Consider the following 15309-nt stretch of genomic DNA (forward strand, 5'->3'; position numbering starts at 1 on the left):
GACCACCATGTTCGAGGTGTGATTTTGGTTTCGTCGCATCCCATTCGGCAATATGGCAGAGGGGAGAAAAAAACGACGGTGGAGGGTCGGGCACATGAAACTTGTACGCTACGGAGATGCCGGGGCAGAAAAACCAGCGCTGTTGGACGGCGAAGGCAGATTGAGGGATCTTTCGGCGCATGTTGCGGACATCTCGGGGGACACTCTGGATGATGCCAGCCTGGCCCGGTTGAGCCGCCTGGACCCCGAGGCCCTTCCTTTGGTCGAGGGCAACCCGCGGATCGGCCCGTGCGTCGGGAATATCGGAAAATTCCTGTGCATTGGTCTGAACTACTCGGACCATGCCGCCGAAACCGGCGCAGCCATTCCCGAACATCCCATTCTGTTCCTCAAGGCAAATTCGGCCATCGTCGGTCCCTATGACGACGTGGTGATCCCGCGCGGGTCGACGCATACCGATTGGGAAATCGAGCTGGGCGTGGTGATCGGCAAGACGGCCAAATACGTCGGCCGTGAAAACGCGCTGGACCACGTCGCCGGATATTGCATCGTCAATGACGTGTCCGAGCGCCATTTCCAGATGCAGTTGACCGGACAATGGACCAAAGGAAAATCCTGCGACACGTTCGGGCCGACCGGCCCCTTGCTGGTGACGCGTGACGAAATCGCCGACCCGCAGACCTTGGGAATGGCGCTGGAAGTCAACGGCAAGCGCATGCAAACCGGAAACACGGCGACCATGATCTTTACAGTGGCCGAGATCATCGAGCATTTGAGCCAACTGTTCACTCTGCATCCGGGCGACGTGATCTCGACGGGTACGCCGCCGGGGGTCGGGATGGGAATGAAGCCTCAGCCGGTCTACCTGAGGGATGGAGACGTGATGGAACTGAGGATCGACGGTTTGGGGCATCAGCGTCAGAGGGTGCGCAGTGACGACTGATCCGGGCATGGATCAGCGCCGTGGCACGCGGGCGGCAGGCAGGGTACGCTTGCGCGCCGCAACCGGTCTGAACAAAGGCCCCTCTCGGACTGGCTTGGCCGGCGCGCGCTTCTCACGCGCCGGCGATCTTGGCTGTCACGCTGCGATGATGTTGTGTTCCGGTCCGTAAGGAAAGCCGGTGATATTCTCGGCCCCGTCCTCTTGCACCACCAGGATGTCATGCTCGCGATAGCCGCCCGCGCCGGGCTGACCTTCGGGAATCCACAGCATCGGCTCGATGGACACGACCATGCCCGGCTCGAGCACCGTGTCGATGTCCTCGCGCAGTTCAAGACCGGCCTCGCGGCCGTAATAGTGGCTGAGGATGCCGAAGGAATGCCCATATCCGAACGAGCGGTATTGCAGCAGGCCCTGATCGGCGAAGAACCGATTGATCTCGGCGGTGATGCTGGAACAGGTGGCGCCGGGTTTGATCAGGCTCAGCCCCAGTTCGTGGGCGGCGACATTGGCCTGCCAAAGGCGCAGGCTGTCTGCGTCGGGCTCGCCCAGGAACAGGGTGCGTTCCAGCGCTGTGTAATAACCCGAGATCATCGGGAAGGTGTTGAGTGACAGAATATCGCCTTTCTGCAACGCCCGTTTTGTGACCGGGTTGTGCGCGCCGTCGGTGTTCAGCCCTGACTGGAACCAGACCCAGGTGTCGCGGTACTCGGCGTCGGGATAGGCGCGGGCGATCTCGATCTCCATCGCGTCGCGGCCCGCCATGGCAATCTCGATCTCGGTGGCACCTTCACGGATCGCGGCATGGATGGCCGCGCCGCCCACGTCCGCCGTGCGTGCACCGCTCTTGATCAACTCGATCTCTTCGGCCGATTTGACCATCCGCGCGGCCATCGTGTCGGGGGCGATGTCCACAAGCTCGGGCTGGTTCAGCATGGACAGGGCCGTATCGCGTGCGGCCAGCGTCATGTGGTCGCTTTCGATGCCGATCCGGCGGGCATTCCCGATCAGGCTGGCTACGGCGCGCCAGTAGTTGTCGCGCTTCCAGTCGGTGTAGATCACGTTGTCCTCGACCGACCGGCGCCAGGGCTGGCCCGCGTCGATATTCGCCGACACGGTGGTGCAGCTGTCCTGCGTCACCACACAGCCATAGGGCCGGCCGAAGGCACAGTACAGAAAGCCCGAGTAATAGGCGATGTTCTGCATCGAGGTCAGCAAAACGACCGGGATGTCCCGCTGCGCCATGATGGCGCGCAGTTTGGTCAGCCGGCGGTCGTACTCGGCCCGGCTGAAGGGCAGGGGCGCCTTGTCGCCGTTGTGGCAGGTGAAGAATTCGGGGCGATTTGAAAGGTCTGTCATGTGCTCTCTCGTTTCTTTGCCGGACGTGCAAAGCCCGGCCACATGTCCCGGCGTACAGGACAGGCGGTCTCGGGGTCCGAGAGCCGATCACCCCTTTGGGTGCTGCGACGCCATCGCAGCAGAGGGTGAACAGAAAAATCGTTAGATCAGCAAATGCCGCCGGTCAAGCCGGTGTCAGCCCGCGCAGACGTTCTGACCGCCGCCGCAGCAGCTCGACCGTGGTCAGCAGCGCGATCGAGATGACGACGAGGATCGTGGCCACGGCCAGGATGGTGGGGCTGATCTGCTCGCGCAGGCCGGTGAACATCTGCCAGGGCAGGGTCTTCTGGCTGGCCGATCCGACGAACAGCACCACGACCACCTCATCGAACGAGGTGATGAAGGCGAACAGCCCGCCCGAGATCACACCGGGCAGGATCAGCGGCATCTGAATCTTGAAGAAGGTCCGCACCGGACCCGCGCCCATGTTCGCGGCGGCCCGCGTCAAAGACCGGTCAAAGCCCACCAGGGTGGCGGTCACGGTGATGATGACGAAGGGAATGCCCAGAACCGCGTGGGCCAGGATCACCTTGAGGTAGCCCACGAAGGTCTTGTTCATGCCCAGAGTGCCCTCGAGGAACCGCCCGATGTCGCTGTAGAAGAAGAACATGCCCGTGGCTGAGATGATCAGCGGCACGATCATCGGCGAAATCAGGATGGCCATGATCGCCCGCCGCCCGGGCACATGCGACTGGCTCAGACCGATGGCGGCCAGCGTGCCCAGCGAGACCGAGATGATCGTGGCGATGGGCGCGATGATCAGCGAGTTCTTGAAGCTGCGCTGCCATTCGTTGTTGGTAAAGAAGTCCTGATAATGCTTCAGCGAGTAGCCCTCGGGGTCCAGTCGCAGCATTTCCGGGGTGAAGGTAAAGAAGTCCTGCGCGTTGAACGACAATGGCAGTACCACCAGGATCGGGGTGATCAGGAATACGAAGATCGCGCCGCAGATCACTCGGAACAAGTAGTGATAGAACACCTGCTGCGCCGTCAGGTAAGGCAGCAGTTTGCGGCGATACCGGCCCTCGTACAGCCAGTATGTGAACCAGACAAAGAACCAGCCGCCCAGCAGACCCAGAATACCGCCCGCGATGCCCGCGAACAGAAAGCCAGCCAAGCCGAAGCCAAGGATGTTTATCCAATAGGCCAGCCGCTCGCTCTTCAGCAGCGCGATGTAGATCCAGGCAAGCCCGGCGATCAGAATGGCGCCGCCGATCATGCCGGTCGGCACCGAACCGTTGCCCGCGCCGACAAAGATACCGGCGAAGGCTCCGGCCAGGGCGACGCTGGGCAGGACCATCGACAGGGGTTTGCGCGAAATCGGAGTCAGAGCGGCCATGTCGGTTATCCCAGCTTCACGTTGTCGATGCCCACGATCTTGTCGTAGACCCAATAGAGGATCAGAACCACCGCCAGCAGGATCGTTCCCAGCGCCGCGGCCAGCCCCCAGTTCAGCGACGACGAGATGTGGTAGGCGATCCGGTTCGAGATGAAGACGCCCTTGGTGCCGCCGACGATTTCGGGCGTGATGTAATAGCCGATGGCCAGAATGAACACGAGGATCGAGCCCGCCCCGATGCCCGGAATGGACTGCGGGAAATAGATCCGCCAGAACGTGGTCCAGTTCGTCGCGCCCATGGATTTGGCCGCGCGAGTGTAGGATGGCGGGATCGTCTGCATCACCGAATACATCGGCAGGATCATGAACGGCAGCAGGATATGCGTCATCGCGATGATCGTGCCGATCTGGTTGTTGATGATGATCAATCGCGCGTCATCGGCCACAAGGCCCAGCCAGACCAGCGTGTCATTGATCACGCCCTGTTGTTGCAACATGACCTTCCAGGCGGAAGTTCGCACCAGAAGCGATGTCCAGAACGGCAGCAGAACCAGGATCATCAGCATGTTCGACACGCGCATCGGCAGCGTCGCCAGCAGGTAACTGACTGGATAGGCCAGCAGTATGCAGGCGCCGGTGATGACCAGCGACATGAACAATGTGCGGCCGAACAGTTTTACCAGAATGCGCTTGTCTTCGGGTTGAGGCTGCGCGCCTTCGGGGGTACGTCGCATGTCAATTGCGTTCAGGAAATACCCATTGGTGATCGGCACCGCGTGGGTCTTGATCACCTGCCAAGTCTTCACGTCACCCCAGCCATCATGGATGTCGATCAGCTTGTCCTTGAACGGCCCGTCGGTTTCGGGGTCCAGCTTTTTGATTTGCCTGCCCGAACGACGGAACAGCGACGACATGCCGGTCTCTTCATAGTTCAACCGCGTGCCAAGACGGGTATGTTCCTTGTTGTCGATCGCGACGATCATGTCGCGGACAAAGGCTTCGTAAACGTTTTCGTCCGGCAGTTCACCGCTTTTTTCGTCCCAGCTTTGCAAGGCCTCGACGGTCAGCGGCAGCGTGTCCTTTACGATGTTGTTTTCCACCGACCGGAACAGCATCGAGCCGATCGGGACGATAAACGAGACCAGAACGAAGATCAGCAAGGGGGCAATCAACAACAGTGCGCGCAGTTTCTGTCGCCTCAGCGAGCGCGCCAGAGACTGTTTCAGTGGCGTTCCATCCGCCGCCAGCATTGGCCCTGCGGTTTGGCTTGCGTCAGTCATTCGTGCCCCTTGGGTTAGCTTGGGTCGGGTTGGGGCGGCAGGCCGCCCCAACCGTTTTTAGTTGTGTAAGCTGCGCTTACTGCGCCAGCCACGCCTGAAATTTGGCGTCGATGTCATCGCGGTAGTCGGCCCAGAACTCGTAGTTGTACAGGAAAGTGTTCTGGGCGTTGTTCGGATCGGTCGGCATGTGCGGCGCCATGTCGATGCCCAGTTCGGCGTGTTGACCGACCAACGGGGCCGACGATTTGCGTGCCGGGCCGTACGAGATGTACTTGGCCTGATCCGCCAGACGCTGCGTGTCGGTCGCGAAGTAGATAAAGTCCAACGCGCGCTGCTTACGCTCGTCGCTGAGGCCCGCGGGAATGATCCATCCGTCCAGATCGAACACCTGCGCATCCCACAGCATTGCGACGGGCTGCTTCTGCTCTTCGATCAGGCTGAACAGACGGCCATTGTAAGTCGAGCCCATGACGACCTCGCCATCGGCCAGCAACTGCGGAGTGTCAGCCCCGGCTGACCACCACACGACGCTGTCCTTGATGGTGTCCAGCTTCTTGAGGGCACGGTCCTGACCTTCGTCGGTTGCCAGAACGTCATAAACTTCGTCCTTTGCCACGCCGTCGCACAGCAGCGCCCATTCCATGTTGTTGATCGGGCGCTTTTCCAGCGAGCGCTTGCCCGGGTAGGCCTCGAGGTCGAACACGTCGCAGATGTCGTCCGGCGGCGTGTCGCCGACCAGATCGGTGCGATAGCCGAAGGTGGTCGAATAGACGATCTGCGGGATGAAGCAATCACTGACCAGCAGATCGCCGAAATCCTCGGATGCTGTGGTGCCATCGGGTGCCGGGGCCAGTTGGGTGTCCGGGTCGATTTCCATCGCCAGACCTTCGTCACACAGGCGAATGGCGTCCGAGGCGACCACGTCGACCACATCCCATGTGATGTTGCCCGCCTCGTTCATGGCGCGCAGCTTGGCCACGGCCTCGGCCGAGCTTTCATCCCAGACGATGTTCACGCCCGGGTTCATTTCCATGTACGGCTCGGCATAGGCTTTTTGCTGCGATGCCTGATAGGCGCCGCCCCAGGACACGAGGGCCATGTCCTGGGCCGAAGCCGCGCCGGCCGTGATGGCTGCGGCCGCAGCCGACAGCAGGAATTTTGTTGGTTTCATGTTCAGCTCCCAGTTTTCCCCGTTGTTGTCACTGGTCGACCGACGCACGGGTTTTCGTCGGCCGATCCTTCCAAGTTGACCGTCTGGCGCGGCAGGACGCTCACGCGTCCAGCGCGCGACAGTCTCGTGCCAGCCAGCCGATCTCGATCTCCTGGCCGGGTTGCAGGCGGACCGCATCCGGGGCGTTGCGGGTCTTGACGATGAACTCGTCATTGCCGGCCACCGACATGCGGAAACGGAATACGTCGCCCATATAGATGAACTCGCGAACCACCGCCTTGAGCGTATGCGCGTCCGGGCTCAGACGATCCTTGTTGAACTCGACCCGCTCGGGCCGGATCGACACCTTGGTGCGCTCGCCGGGCTGGCGGACGTTGATCGGCACCGCGTCGATTTCCGATCCGTCGTCCAGGGTCACGATGCAAGTGTCCCCGTTGATGGACTTCACCACACCTTCCAAGGTGTTGTTTTCGCCGATGAATTGCGCGACGAAACTGTTTTCCGGTTCCTCGTACAGTCGATCGGGCGGGGCCAGCTGCTGGATGCGGCCGTCATCGAAGACTGCGACACGATCCGACATCGTCAGCGCCTCGGTCTGGTCATGGGTCACATAGACCGTGGTGATGCCCAGCTCGTGTGCCAGGCGGGTAATCTCGAACTGCATGTGTTCGCGCAGTTGCTTATCCAACGCGCCCAGCGGCTCGTCCATCAGCACCAGTTCCGGCTCAAACACGAGCGCCCGCGCCAGGGCGATGCGCTGTTGTTGGCCCCCCGACAACTGCGCCGGCCGGCGATTGCCGAATGCGCCCATCTGTACCATGTCCAGCGCCCGCTGCACCTTCTGTTCGCGCTCGGATTTGCCGATCTTGCGCACTTCAAGCGGGAACGAGAGGTTCTCGGCCACGGTCATATGCGGAAACAGAGCGTAGTTTTGGAACACCATGCCGATCCCGCGCTTGTGCGGCGGAATGTTGTTGATCGGCTTGCCGCCCAGAAGAATTTCGCCATGGGTGGCGGTTTCGAACCCGGCCAGCATCATCAGGCAAGTCGTCTTGCCCGAGCCCGACGGGCCCAGCATGGTCAGAAATTCGCCTTTCGGCATGGCAAGATTGAGATCTTTCACGACGAGCGTTTCGCCGTCATATGATTTTTGCACGCGCCGAAATTCGACAAACGCGGCGTCGCTGGTTGTTTCGGTCACAAGACCCCCTGTCGCGTCAATTCCAGATCCGGTTGGCCCGGATTCCATTGATCCTGCACCAAATTAAAACGTAGCGTCCGGCGGCTTGCAACCAATTTAATCGTCCCAGCGCGGAAACGGCCGTGAGTTTCAGGGGAACCGATCATCGTTTAGCCGTGCCATATGCCATGCAAGCGCCGTGTTGCTGGACAGGACCGGCTTGCGGATGAGGGCCTGAACGTGAGGGATCGCATCCAGGGTTCGCAAGTTCGTGCAACTCAGAAATACCGCATCAACCGCGCTGTCTTGCCCAAGTGCAACCGCCGCCTCGACGATCGACGAACACGAAATCCGCGCCACTTTCGACTCTTCTGCCACGCAGAAAGTGCCGAATACATCGGTCGAAAGCCCGGCGGTCGAGAAGGCTGTCCGCAACGAGTCGCTGACTTCCTCGACATAGGGGGACAACAGGGCAAACCGCGAAACGCCCAAGTCGCGGGCGCGGGCGATCGTCGCACGCAGTGGGTCGGTTACCGAACGGGTGACGCAGGATCCGCGGACAAGAGATTCGACCTCGGCCGATCCGATCACCGAACTGGCCGACGTGCAGCCATAGCCCACAACGCCGTATTCGCGGCCCTTCGGAAACAGGTCCGCGGCCGCCGGCAGGGCCTGCTTCATTCGGCTCAGCGTCTGGGTCGTCACCTCCAGCCCGCTGGGGATGCGCGCAACATGAAGCGGTGCGGAGCTTTCCGCGAACAGACGCCTGAAGTCGCCTTCGATGGTTTCGTCGGCCTGCAGAACGATCAAGCCCATCGGTCGGTTGGCGTGGTCTTCCACGTCGAGTGCGTAGGGCAATGTGGTCATATCCGGGGCACCTCGCGCCCGGCGCGCGGGCTAAGAAACCGGGCGCCGTTCTCGGTGATCACAATGTTTTCTTCGTGAACGAGAATCCCGCCCGGGACGGCGATACCCGGTTCGAGCGTCAGCACCATCCCTGACCGCAGAACCGTTGTGTCGGTGGGAATCAGCGATGGCCATTCGGTCAGGGACATGCCCAGCCCATGCCCCAGGCGCCCGGCCTGGGTGCCGGGTCCGCCATCGGTCAGAATGTCGTTCATCGCTTGGAACAGGTCTGCGGCCGTCGCTCCGGGCCGTGCCGCGCCAAAACCTGCTTCGATCGCGTCGACCAACCGCGCATGCGCCGTGCTGACGGCCGGTTCGGGCGGGCCGACCGACCAGTTGCGGTCGAAATCGCAAAAGTAGCCGTCCCATACCAGACCGGTGTCCAGCATCAGTATGTCCCCTGGCGCCAGGGGGCTCTCGGACGCGGGCGAGATCACGTCGCCATAGCCGCCATGGCCAGCCCCACCGGCAAGGTACGGCACCCAATCGGCCCCCTCCTCGAGGCACAGCATCTGGAAGGCGCGGAAAACCTGCGCCAGCGGCACACCTGCGGATGCAATTTCGGGCACCCGGTCGAAGGCGCGTCCGGCTATAGCGCAGGCGGTCTGGATCTTGGCGATTTCGGTGGCGGATTTAACCATCCGCAGGTCGCGCAGAATACCGTGATCGCCGGTGATCCGACGTTGGCCGATTTGGTCCTGCAACCGACGGAAATCGGACAGAGGCATGCGCAGATGGGTTTCGTGCCCGTCGGGGCAGCCGATCCGGCCCTTGTCGGCCACGACTTCGCGCAGCGTGTCGGCCAACAGCGATACGCCGTCGTCGGACAGGTCGGGTGCGCTCCAGGTGCGGATGTCTTTGATCCAGGTTCGCCCCATCAGCGCGGCCCCGATCGACGGGATCACGGCGACAGGGTCGCCCTGGGCCGGGATGACCAGAAACCATGGACGCGTGGGGCTTTCCCAGAACCGGGTAAGAAACCCCGAGAAATACCGGACTTCGGGCTCCGTGGTCAGAAGCAGAGCATCGACCTCGAGTTCTGCCATCCGACGTTGTGCGCGCTGGGTGCGGGCCTGGTATTCTGTTCGGTCGAACCCCCTCATGCGGGTCGCTCGGTCAGGATGCATAGTACGCGGTCATCGGTGCCGATTTCCAGGGCCGAGCGCATTGTGTCGTCCATGACCGCAGCAAGCCCCGCGCCGCCCGAAGCCGTGGTTGCAAGCCCGGCCCGCGCCATCGCTGGAAGCTGCGCGACGACGTCCTCGTCCGTCACAGTCAGGAACACATCAGCATCCCGCGCGAGACCGTTCAGTGCGATCAACGAAGGTTCCTTGCAGTCCAGCCGCCCCATGATGCTGTCCGGGCCGTCGGCAAACACGCATTGCCCGGCGGCGATACTTGCCTGAAGGGCAGGCGCGGCGTCAGGTTCCACCACGACGATCCTGGGGACATCACCCCAAACCTTGCGGAAATAGGCCGCCGCCGCGGCAGCCATGCCGCCGACCCCGGCCTGCAACAGGATCACCGTCGGCACCTCGGGGCATTGCCCGACCGTTTCGACCGCCATCTGCAGATAGCCCTCCATCAGCAGATGAGGCAGGTCGGTGTATCCCTCCCAGGAACTGTCCGACAGCAGGGTCCAGCCATTCCGCGACGCGGCAGCGCTGGCGGCGGACATGCTGGCGGCATAGTCATTCCCCGCCCGGACGACACTGGCCCCTTGATCACGCAGGCGCTCGGCAAAGCTTTCGGGTACCGTGTCCGCGATGAAGACGACGGCCCGGGCGCCGAAGACGCGCGCACCGGCCGCCATGCTGAGCCCGTGATTGCCGGCGCTGGCGGTGACATAGGTGCGCCCATTCAGGGTGGTGCCGTCGGGTTGCCCGGACACAGCATTCGCGTGACTTGCGATCACGTAGGCTGCGCCCAAGGCTTTGAACGACCCAAGATTCATCCGCGCACGCTCGTCCTTGATCCAAAGGCTGGCCACGGGCGCCAGCGCGCTGCCGTCCACCAGAGGAGTGCGGGACGCGACCGGACACCGGGCGATCAGATCCGACACCTTTTCAGGATCGGTCGATGGGTATGGGGCCGATGGTATCAGCTTGGATCCGGCCCTATGTTCGTTCTTGGCGACTTGCATCTCGGTTTTCCAGCGTGTTCCGGATGACGAGATGCGACGCAGTTCGTTCTGTCAAGGCGACTTCAGCCTGCATATGCGGGAATCCTCGATCTGGCTGGGTTCGGGTGGGGGCCAAGGTTGATGCACCCACTACGCCGAGAACCCGCCGACGGTGCCCCTTCCCTCACGGGCTTTGCAATCCCGCAAGTTAGCTGTAAGTGTTCCGCAGTTCGGCCCCGGTGTTTCGCTCCGCTGGCCGGTTGCGGGCGTGATGGAATGGTAGACATATCGGACTTAAAATCCGAAGGCCTTGGCGCCGTGTGGGTTCGAGTCCCACCGCCCGCACCACGAAAATCAGCCAAATACCTGTAAAACAAAGACAAAAAAGAGGGGCCGCTTTCGCAGCCCCCCCATTGGCCCCCCCCATCTTGAAGTATTAGGCCGCTCTTCCTTCGATCAGGTTTTCCAGATCCTCGACCTTCACCAGACTGGCCCTAGAGTCCTTCAGAATCTGTCGCTGACTATTGGTCGGTCGCCGCGAGCCCCGTATCGCAAAGAGGAGTCGAGAATAGAAGGGGTGTTTCCATGGCAGCGGCGAGTTTTGGCTTGGTTAGCAGTGGGTCAGAGCGAGGCTACCGGCTGCCAACCTTCACTTAGCGTCTTCCTTGGATCCTATCGCTACCCGCGCCCACTCAAGCCAAGCTTTTCTTTGTTCTGGGGACAGCGAGCGGAAGGCTTCAATGAGAAGGGCCTCGTCATCCTTGTCGGGAGCGCTGAAGTCGACAAGATCGGTTGGATCTACGCCGAGAACTTCCGCGATAGCGACCTGTTTTCGCGGTGTAAGCTGTCGAGTTCCGCTTTCCAATTGCGCAAAATACGAGCGAGACAAACCGATCCTTTCCGCGACTTCCTCTTGGTTCAGGCCTTTTGCGAGGCGAGCTTCCTTGATGCGTAGTCTCATATTCTGCTCCGTACGTCCTTCGCCGTCAAAATTCGCCGGCGTTCGTTTGGTACTTCTTCCCATTGCTTTCTGCAGCATTGCGGTGTGTTGGATGTGGCTCAGTGTTTATTGCGACTGCTTTTTGAAGGGAAAGGTGAGTGTTCTAGGGGTGACGATACCAAGCTGGTGCGCAACGATTCGATCGGGCGTTTGGGCTTGTTCCTACAGTGCCAAAGCGACCAACTCGGTTCGATGATCTTTTCCATTTTCTCCCTCTAGTGTTTCACTCTTGGAGGGCCTTGTTGCAATTTGCAACAAATAGATAAGGGCCGCGGGCGAAAAAATGGGACGCATGCTGGGGTCAGGCTAGGGGTCAAGGTTGGGGTCAAGATCGGGGTCAGGTAAATTCCTGATATAAAATAGTATTTTACGCTTCCGGGGTCGGGTCGGGGTCAAGCCAGGGTCAGGATCGGGGTCAAGCCGGGGTCAAGCCGGGGTCAAGATCGGGGTCAGGATCGGGGTCAAGCTGGGGTCAGGTTCGGGGTCAGTTATCCGTATGATTTTGTTAGTTAAAATGTAACTCCGGGGTCAAGTCGGGGTCAGGATTGGGGTCAAACAGGGGTCGCCTCGGGGTCACTAAAGAAAGAAGTAAACAATATTGGTGGTGGTGATGGGCGCATGAAGATTGTTGCCCGATTGCGATTTGTCGCTTACTGTGACAGCGATCTTGAGGCGCAAGAGGCCCGCCCCCGGAATGAGCAGCACGACCGACAATCCCGCACTCGCAGACACCACATGGCTAGATCAGTTCGATCTGACCGTGCGGCAGCGTGATTTCGTGCTGGCATACCTGGCCGACCCCAACGCCACCGGAGCGGCCCGTACAGCGGGCTACAAGCAGCCCCACGTCCAAGGCCCCCGCCTGTTGGACAATGTTAGAGTTTCCGAGGCCATCGCGGAGGGCCGCAGGCAGGTCGAGAGCAAGGCCATGCTGGACGCTGAGGGCGTCGTAGAGCTTTGGACCCAGATCGCCACAGCAGACCCACGCGAGCTGACGCAGCACGTCTATGCGCCCTGCCGTTACTTTAGATTGGATTCGAGTAGGACCAGTGTCATTGGCGACAGCAGATTTCATTCATGAAGATATTTGTTGCCGTACTTCGAGATGCAGCTCCACTGCGGTCCGATCTCGGATAATCTAGGTCAAAGCTGGTGTCATTTATTTGTGGTGTGAAATAATGAGGCATCGCCTAGTGTGAGTAGTGAAGTTCGTAGCTTCAACCTATTGACGCGCGCTGATCCGGACTTTCCTAAGCTAAGGGTTTCTAGGAGCGGCCTTGTTGATTGAATGTTTGACTCAATTTTCGACTCTGTTGCGATTTGCAACTAAGTTCGCTCTGAATATCTTCCGGTTGATTCTGAATGGGCAGTCTTAGAAGAGGTTCCTTTGGACAATTCTGCCACTCGTGTCCTAGCTGAAAAATGGCCCGGAAAATCGCACCCGTCCGAGCACCCTGCCTTGTGGCACATGCTGGATGTCGGCGCCGTGGCCCGGCATCTGCTGACCGCCCGTCCGATCCGCGGCGGCGCCACTGATGCCGCGCTGGCGCTGCTGGTGGCGCTGCATGATCTGGGCAAGATCAGCAATTCCTTCCAGGCGATGGTGCGCGAGGTCCGTGGGCAGATCTGGCGCCATTGGGAACACAGCGCCCTGCTGCTGCGGCACCACGATGCGGTGCTGGCGGACCTGCTCGGCGGGTCGGACATCGTGCGCCGGATCCTCTATGAGGCGATCGCAGGCCATCACGGCGGCCCGCGCAAGACACCCACGGCCAGCGAACGTCAACAGCAACTGCAAGAGATCGGCCCTGAGGCCGTGGCAGATGCCGAACAGGCGATTCGGGCCGTTGCTGGGCTGTTTCCCGGCGCGTCGCTGGATGGCATCGATGCGACCAGCGCCAAACCCCTGTCCTGGCTTCTGAACGGGCTGGTGGTGCAAAGCGACTGGATCGGCTCTAACCCCGAATGGTTCCCGCCCGCCGCGCCCGACATGCCCGTGGCCGCATACTGGGCGCGGGCCTACGCGCAGGCCGACCGTGCAGTGGCGGCAACGGGGTTGTACGCGGCCTCGGTGACCGATGCGGGAGACGCGCGTATCCTGCCGCCCGACGTTTCCCCGCGCCCAATGCAGCAGGCCGCCCGCGACTGCGCCCTGCCTGACGGCCCGGTTCTGGCGGTGATCGAGGACGCCACCGGCGCAGGCAAGACCGAGGCCGCGCTGATCCTGGCCTCGCGGATGATGAAGGCCGGCAAGGCGGATGGCTTGTTTCTCGCCCTGCCCACCATGGCCACCGCCAACGCGATGCTGTCGCGGGTCCAGGCCGCCGCGCCCGCCCTGTTCGACGGCGCGCCGACGCTGGGTCTGGCCCATGGCCGTGCCTCTCTGTCCGAAGGGTTCCGCAGCCTGATCAGTGGCGATGGCGCCAACCCCGAACCCGGCCCGCATTGCACCCGCTGGCTGGCCGATGACCGCCGCCGCATCCTGCTGAGCGACATTGGCATCGGCACCATAGATCAAGCGCTGTTTGCCGTTCTGCCCACCCGGTTCAACGCGCTGCGGCTGCGGGCCCTGGCGCGCAAGGTGCTGATCGTGGACGAGGCGCACAGCTATGACCCCTACATGGAGGCCCAGTTGAAGCGCCTGCTGACCTTTCAAGCCCGCTTGGGCGGATCGGCGGTGGTGATGACGGCAACCCTGCCGGGGCGGATGAAACAGGGCTTCGTCACCGCATTCCAGGCCGGTCTGGCCCCGCTGCGCCCCAGCCGGGGCTGCCGCCGTTCGGCCGAACCGGCCGCCGACCCGCCCGCCGCGCCCTATCCGGCCCTGACCATCGCCACCACCACCGCCGAGTTGACAGCTGTCAGCCCGGCCGAACCCACCGTGCGCCGGGTTGGCGTGACCCGCCTGCCGGATCCCGCGCAGGCGGTGCAGTTGATCGCCGAAACCAGCGCGCAGGGGGCCGCCTGCATCTGGGTCCGCAATGCGGTGGATGACGCGATCGAGGCGGTCGAGGCCCTGCGCACCGCCGGGGTTGAGGCCGACCTGCTGCACGCCCGCTTTGCCATCTGCGACCGGCTGGAAAAAGAACGCGCCTTGCAGGCGGTGTTCGGCAAATCGGGACAGGGTCGGGCAGGGCGGGTTCTAGTGGCGACCCAGGTGGCGGAACAGAGCCTCGATCTGGATTTCGACGTGATGGTCAGCGACCTTGCGCCGATCGGCGCTCTGATCCAGAGGGCAGGGCGGTTGTGGCGGCACATGGATGTGCGGCCCGCGCCGACCCGACGGGTGCCTGAGCCTGTCTTGCATGTGCTGTCGCCCGATCCCGACCGGGTGGACAACGCCCGCTGGCTGCATCAGGTGCTGGGGGCGGGGGCCTATGTTTATCCGCCCACTGTGACGTGGCGCAGCGCGCGGGCCCTGTTCGACGCCGGCGAACTGCACGCCCCGGACGGGCTGCGCTCCCTGATCGAGGCAGTCGAGGGCGCCGACCCGCTGCCCCTGCCCGAGGCGCTGGAGGGGGCGAGCTTTGAGCATATCGGGCAGCAGATGGTCGAGCGGCAATTGGCCGAGAACTGCCTGATCTCGGCTGCCGAGGATTTTGCCCAGGACGCCATGCGCAAGGTGTGGGACGACGAACAGTTCCCGACCCGGCTGGGCGTGCCGCAGGTTACGCTGGCGCTGGCGCGGTGTGGGGCAGGGGGAGTGGTACCCTATGCCGGTGACGGGCCGGACGGCTGGGCCATGTCGGAACTGCAAGTCTCGAAACCACGGTTCGACAAGCTGACCCCGCCCGACCAGACCGACCCGGCCATCGCACGCATCAAGCAGGGCTGGTCCGAGGCTCGCGCGACCTACACGCTGATCGCCCCGCTGGGGCCGGACGGGCGGATTTGCGAGGGGCTGCGCTATGATCCCGAGTTGGGCGCGATTTGGGATTGAAAATATCAAAATGATAGCGCATCCTCAGGTTGAGTG

At 62.1% G+C, this 15309-nt stretch carries 12 protein-coding genes and 1 tRNA gene; 4 read left to right on the forward strand and 9 right to left on the reverse strand.

Translation table 11 applies throughout. The annotated features are described in order from the left end of the window. The first annotated feature begins 94 nt into the window (after nucleotides 1-94). Nucleotides 95-943: a fumarylacetoacetate hydrolase family protein gene (locus AC2FMD_RS04250; RefSeq protein ID WP_496742717.1), complete on the forward strand. Its 849-nt coding sequence runs from the start codon at nucleotides 95-97 to the stop codon at nucleotides 941-943. 135 nt (nucleotides 944-1078) lie between these two features. On the opposite strand, the gene AC2FMD_RS04255 is transcribed toward AC2FMD_RS04250, so the two are convergent. From AC2FMD_RS04255 to AC2FMD_RS04290, 8 genes are all read right to left on the reverse strand, one after another. Next, complete coding sequence (locus AC2FMD_RS04255) at nucleotides 1079-2299, reverse strand: aminopeptidase P family protein (protein ID WP_496713630.1); 1221 nt, start codon at nucleotides 2297-2299, stop codon at nucleotides 1079-1081. A 163-nt stretch (nucleotides 2300-2462) separates the two neighbouring features. Beyond that, nucleotides 2463-3674 (reverse strand): ABC transporter permease, encoded by a 1212-nt coding sequence (locus AC2FMD_RS04260; protein WP_496713628.1) that lies wholly within the window; start codon nucleotides 3672-3674, stop codon nucleotides 2463-2465. A gap of 5 nt (nucleotides 3675-3679) precedes the next feature. Beyond that, nucleotides 3680-4954 (reverse strand): ABC transporter permease, encoded by a 1275-nt coding sequence (locus AC2FMD_RS04265; RefSeq protein WP_496713626.1) that lies wholly within the window; start codon nucleotides 4952-4954, stop codon nucleotides 3680-3682. Between the two features lie 76 nt (nucleotides 4955-5030). Beyond that, complete coding sequence (locus AC2FMD_RS04270; protein ID WP_496687336.1) at nucleotides 5031-6125, reverse strand: extracellular solute-binding protein; 1095 nt, start codon at nucleotides 6123-6125, stop codon at nucleotides 5031-5033. Between the two features lie 100 nt (nucleotides 6126-6225). After that, a complete protein-coding gene (locus tag AC2FMD_RS04275; protein WP_496678447.1) occupies nucleotides 6226-7326 on the reverse strand; it encodes an ABC transporter ATP-binding protein in 1101 nt (366 codons plus the stop codon). A gap of 129 nt (nucleotides 7327-7455) precedes the next feature. Next, nucleotides 7456-8172 carry a maleate cis-trans isomerase family protein gene (locus AC2FMD_RS04280; RefSeq protein ID WP_496743578.1) on the reverse strand — a complete coding sequence of 239 codons (717 nt, stop codon included), beginning with the start codon at nucleotides 8170-8172 and terminating at the stop codon, nucleotides 7456-7458. Next, the gene (locus AC2FMD_RS04285; RefSeq protein ID WP_496712691.1) at nucleotides 8169-9314 is read right to left on the reverse strand and encodes a M24 family metallopeptidase; all 1146 of its coding nucleotides are present in this window, start codon (nucleotides 9312-9314) and stop codon (nucleotides 8169-8171) included. The genes AC2FMD_RS04280 and AC2FMD_RS04285 overlap by 4 nt, the downstream gene beginning before the upstream one ends. After that, on the reverse strand, nucleotides 9311-10354 hold the full coding sequence (locus tag AC2FMD_RS04290) for a pyridoxal-phosphate dependent enzyme (protein ID WP_496794719.1): 1044 nt from the start codon (nucleotides 10352-10354) through the stop codon (nucleotides 9311-9313). The genes AC2FMD_RS04285 and AC2FMD_RS04290 overlap by 4 nt, the downstream gene beginning before the upstream one ends. Before the next feature lie 241 nt (nucleotides 10355-10595). Here AC2FMD_RS04290 and AC2FMD_RS04295 point away from each other — a divergent pair. Beyond that, nucleotides 10596-10681, forward strand: a tRNA-Leu gene (locus AC2FMD_RS04295). Between the two features lie 301 nt (nucleotides 10682-10982). Here AC2FMD_RS04295 and AC2FMD_RS04300 read toward each other — a convergent pair. Beyond that, nucleotides 10983-11372: a helix-turn-helix domain-containing protein gene (locus AC2FMD_RS04300; RefSeq protein ID WP_496794720.1), complete on the reverse strand. Its 390-nt coding sequence runs from the start codon at nucleotides 11370-11372 to the stop codon at nucleotides 10983-10985. A gap of 655 nt (nucleotides 11373-12027) precedes the next feature. On the opposite strand from AC2FMD_RS04300, the gene AC2FMD_RS04305 reads away from it, so the two are divergent. Both AC2FMD_RS04305 and cas3 read left to right on the forward strand, forming a co-directional pair. Further along, complete coding sequence (locus tag AC2FMD_RS04305; protein WP_496794721.1) at nucleotides 12028-12414, forward strand: terminase small subunit; 387 nt, start codon at nucleotides 12028-12030, stop codon at nucleotides 12412-12414. A 306-nt stretch (nucleotides 12415-12720) separates the two neighbouring features. Continuing rightward, the gene (gene cas3, locus AC2FMD_RS04310) at nucleotides 12721-15273 is read left to right on the forward strand and encodes a CRISPR-associated helicase Cas3' (RefSeq protein WP_496794722.1); all 2553 of its coding nucleotides are present in this window, start codon (nucleotides 12721-12723) and stop codon (nucleotides 15271-15273) included. The last annotated feature ends 36 nt before the right edge of the window (nucleotides 15274-15309 follow it).

Source organism: Ruegeria sp. BHSC276, from assembly GCF_059612945.1.

Excerpts from the sequence above, each read along its gene's own strand:
- AC2FMD_RS04250 (WP_496742717.1), top strand. The coding sequence starts at position 95 with ATGAAACTTGTACGCTACGGAGATGCCGGGGCAGAAAAACCAGCGCTG.
- AC2FMD_RS04255 (WP_496713630.1), bottom strand. The coding sequence starts at position 2,299 with ATGACAGACCTTTCAAATCGCCCCGAATTCTTCACCTGCCACAACGGC.
- AC2FMD_RS04260 (WP_496713628.1), bottom strand. The coding sequence starts at position 3,674 with ATGGCCGCTCTGACTCCGATTTCGCGCAAACCCCTGTCGATGGTCCTG.
- AC2FMD_RS04265 (WP_496713626.1), bottom strand. The coding sequence starts at position 4,954 with ATGACTGACGCAAGCCAAACCGCAGGGCCAATGCTGGCGGCGGATGGA.
- AC2FMD_RS04270 (WP_496687336.1), bottom strand. The coding sequence starts at position 6,125 with ATGAAACCAACAAAATTCCTGCTGTCGGCTGCGGCCGCAGCCATCACG.
- AC2FMD_RS04280 (WP_496743578.1), bottom strand. The coding sequence starts at position 8,172 with ATGACCACATTGCCCTACGCACTCGACGTGGAAGACCACGCCAACCGA.
- AC2FMD_RS04285 (WP_496712691.1), bottom strand. The coding sequence starts at position 9,314 with ATGAGGGGGTTCGACCGAACAGAATACCAGGCCCGCACCCAGCGCGCA.
- AC2FMD_RS04290 (WP_496794719.1), bottom strand. The coding sequence starts at position 10,354 with ATGCAAGTCGCCAAGAACGAACATAGGGCCGGATCCAAGCTGATACCA.
- AC2FMD_RS04300 (WP_496794720.1), bottom strand. The coding sequence starts at position 11,372 with ATGCTGCAGAAAGCAATGGGAAGAAGTACCAAACGAACGCCGGCGAAT.
- AC2FMD_RS04305 (WP_496794721.1), top strand. The coding sequence starts at position 12,028 with ATGAGCAGCACGACCGACAATCCCGCACTCGCAGACACCACATGGCTA.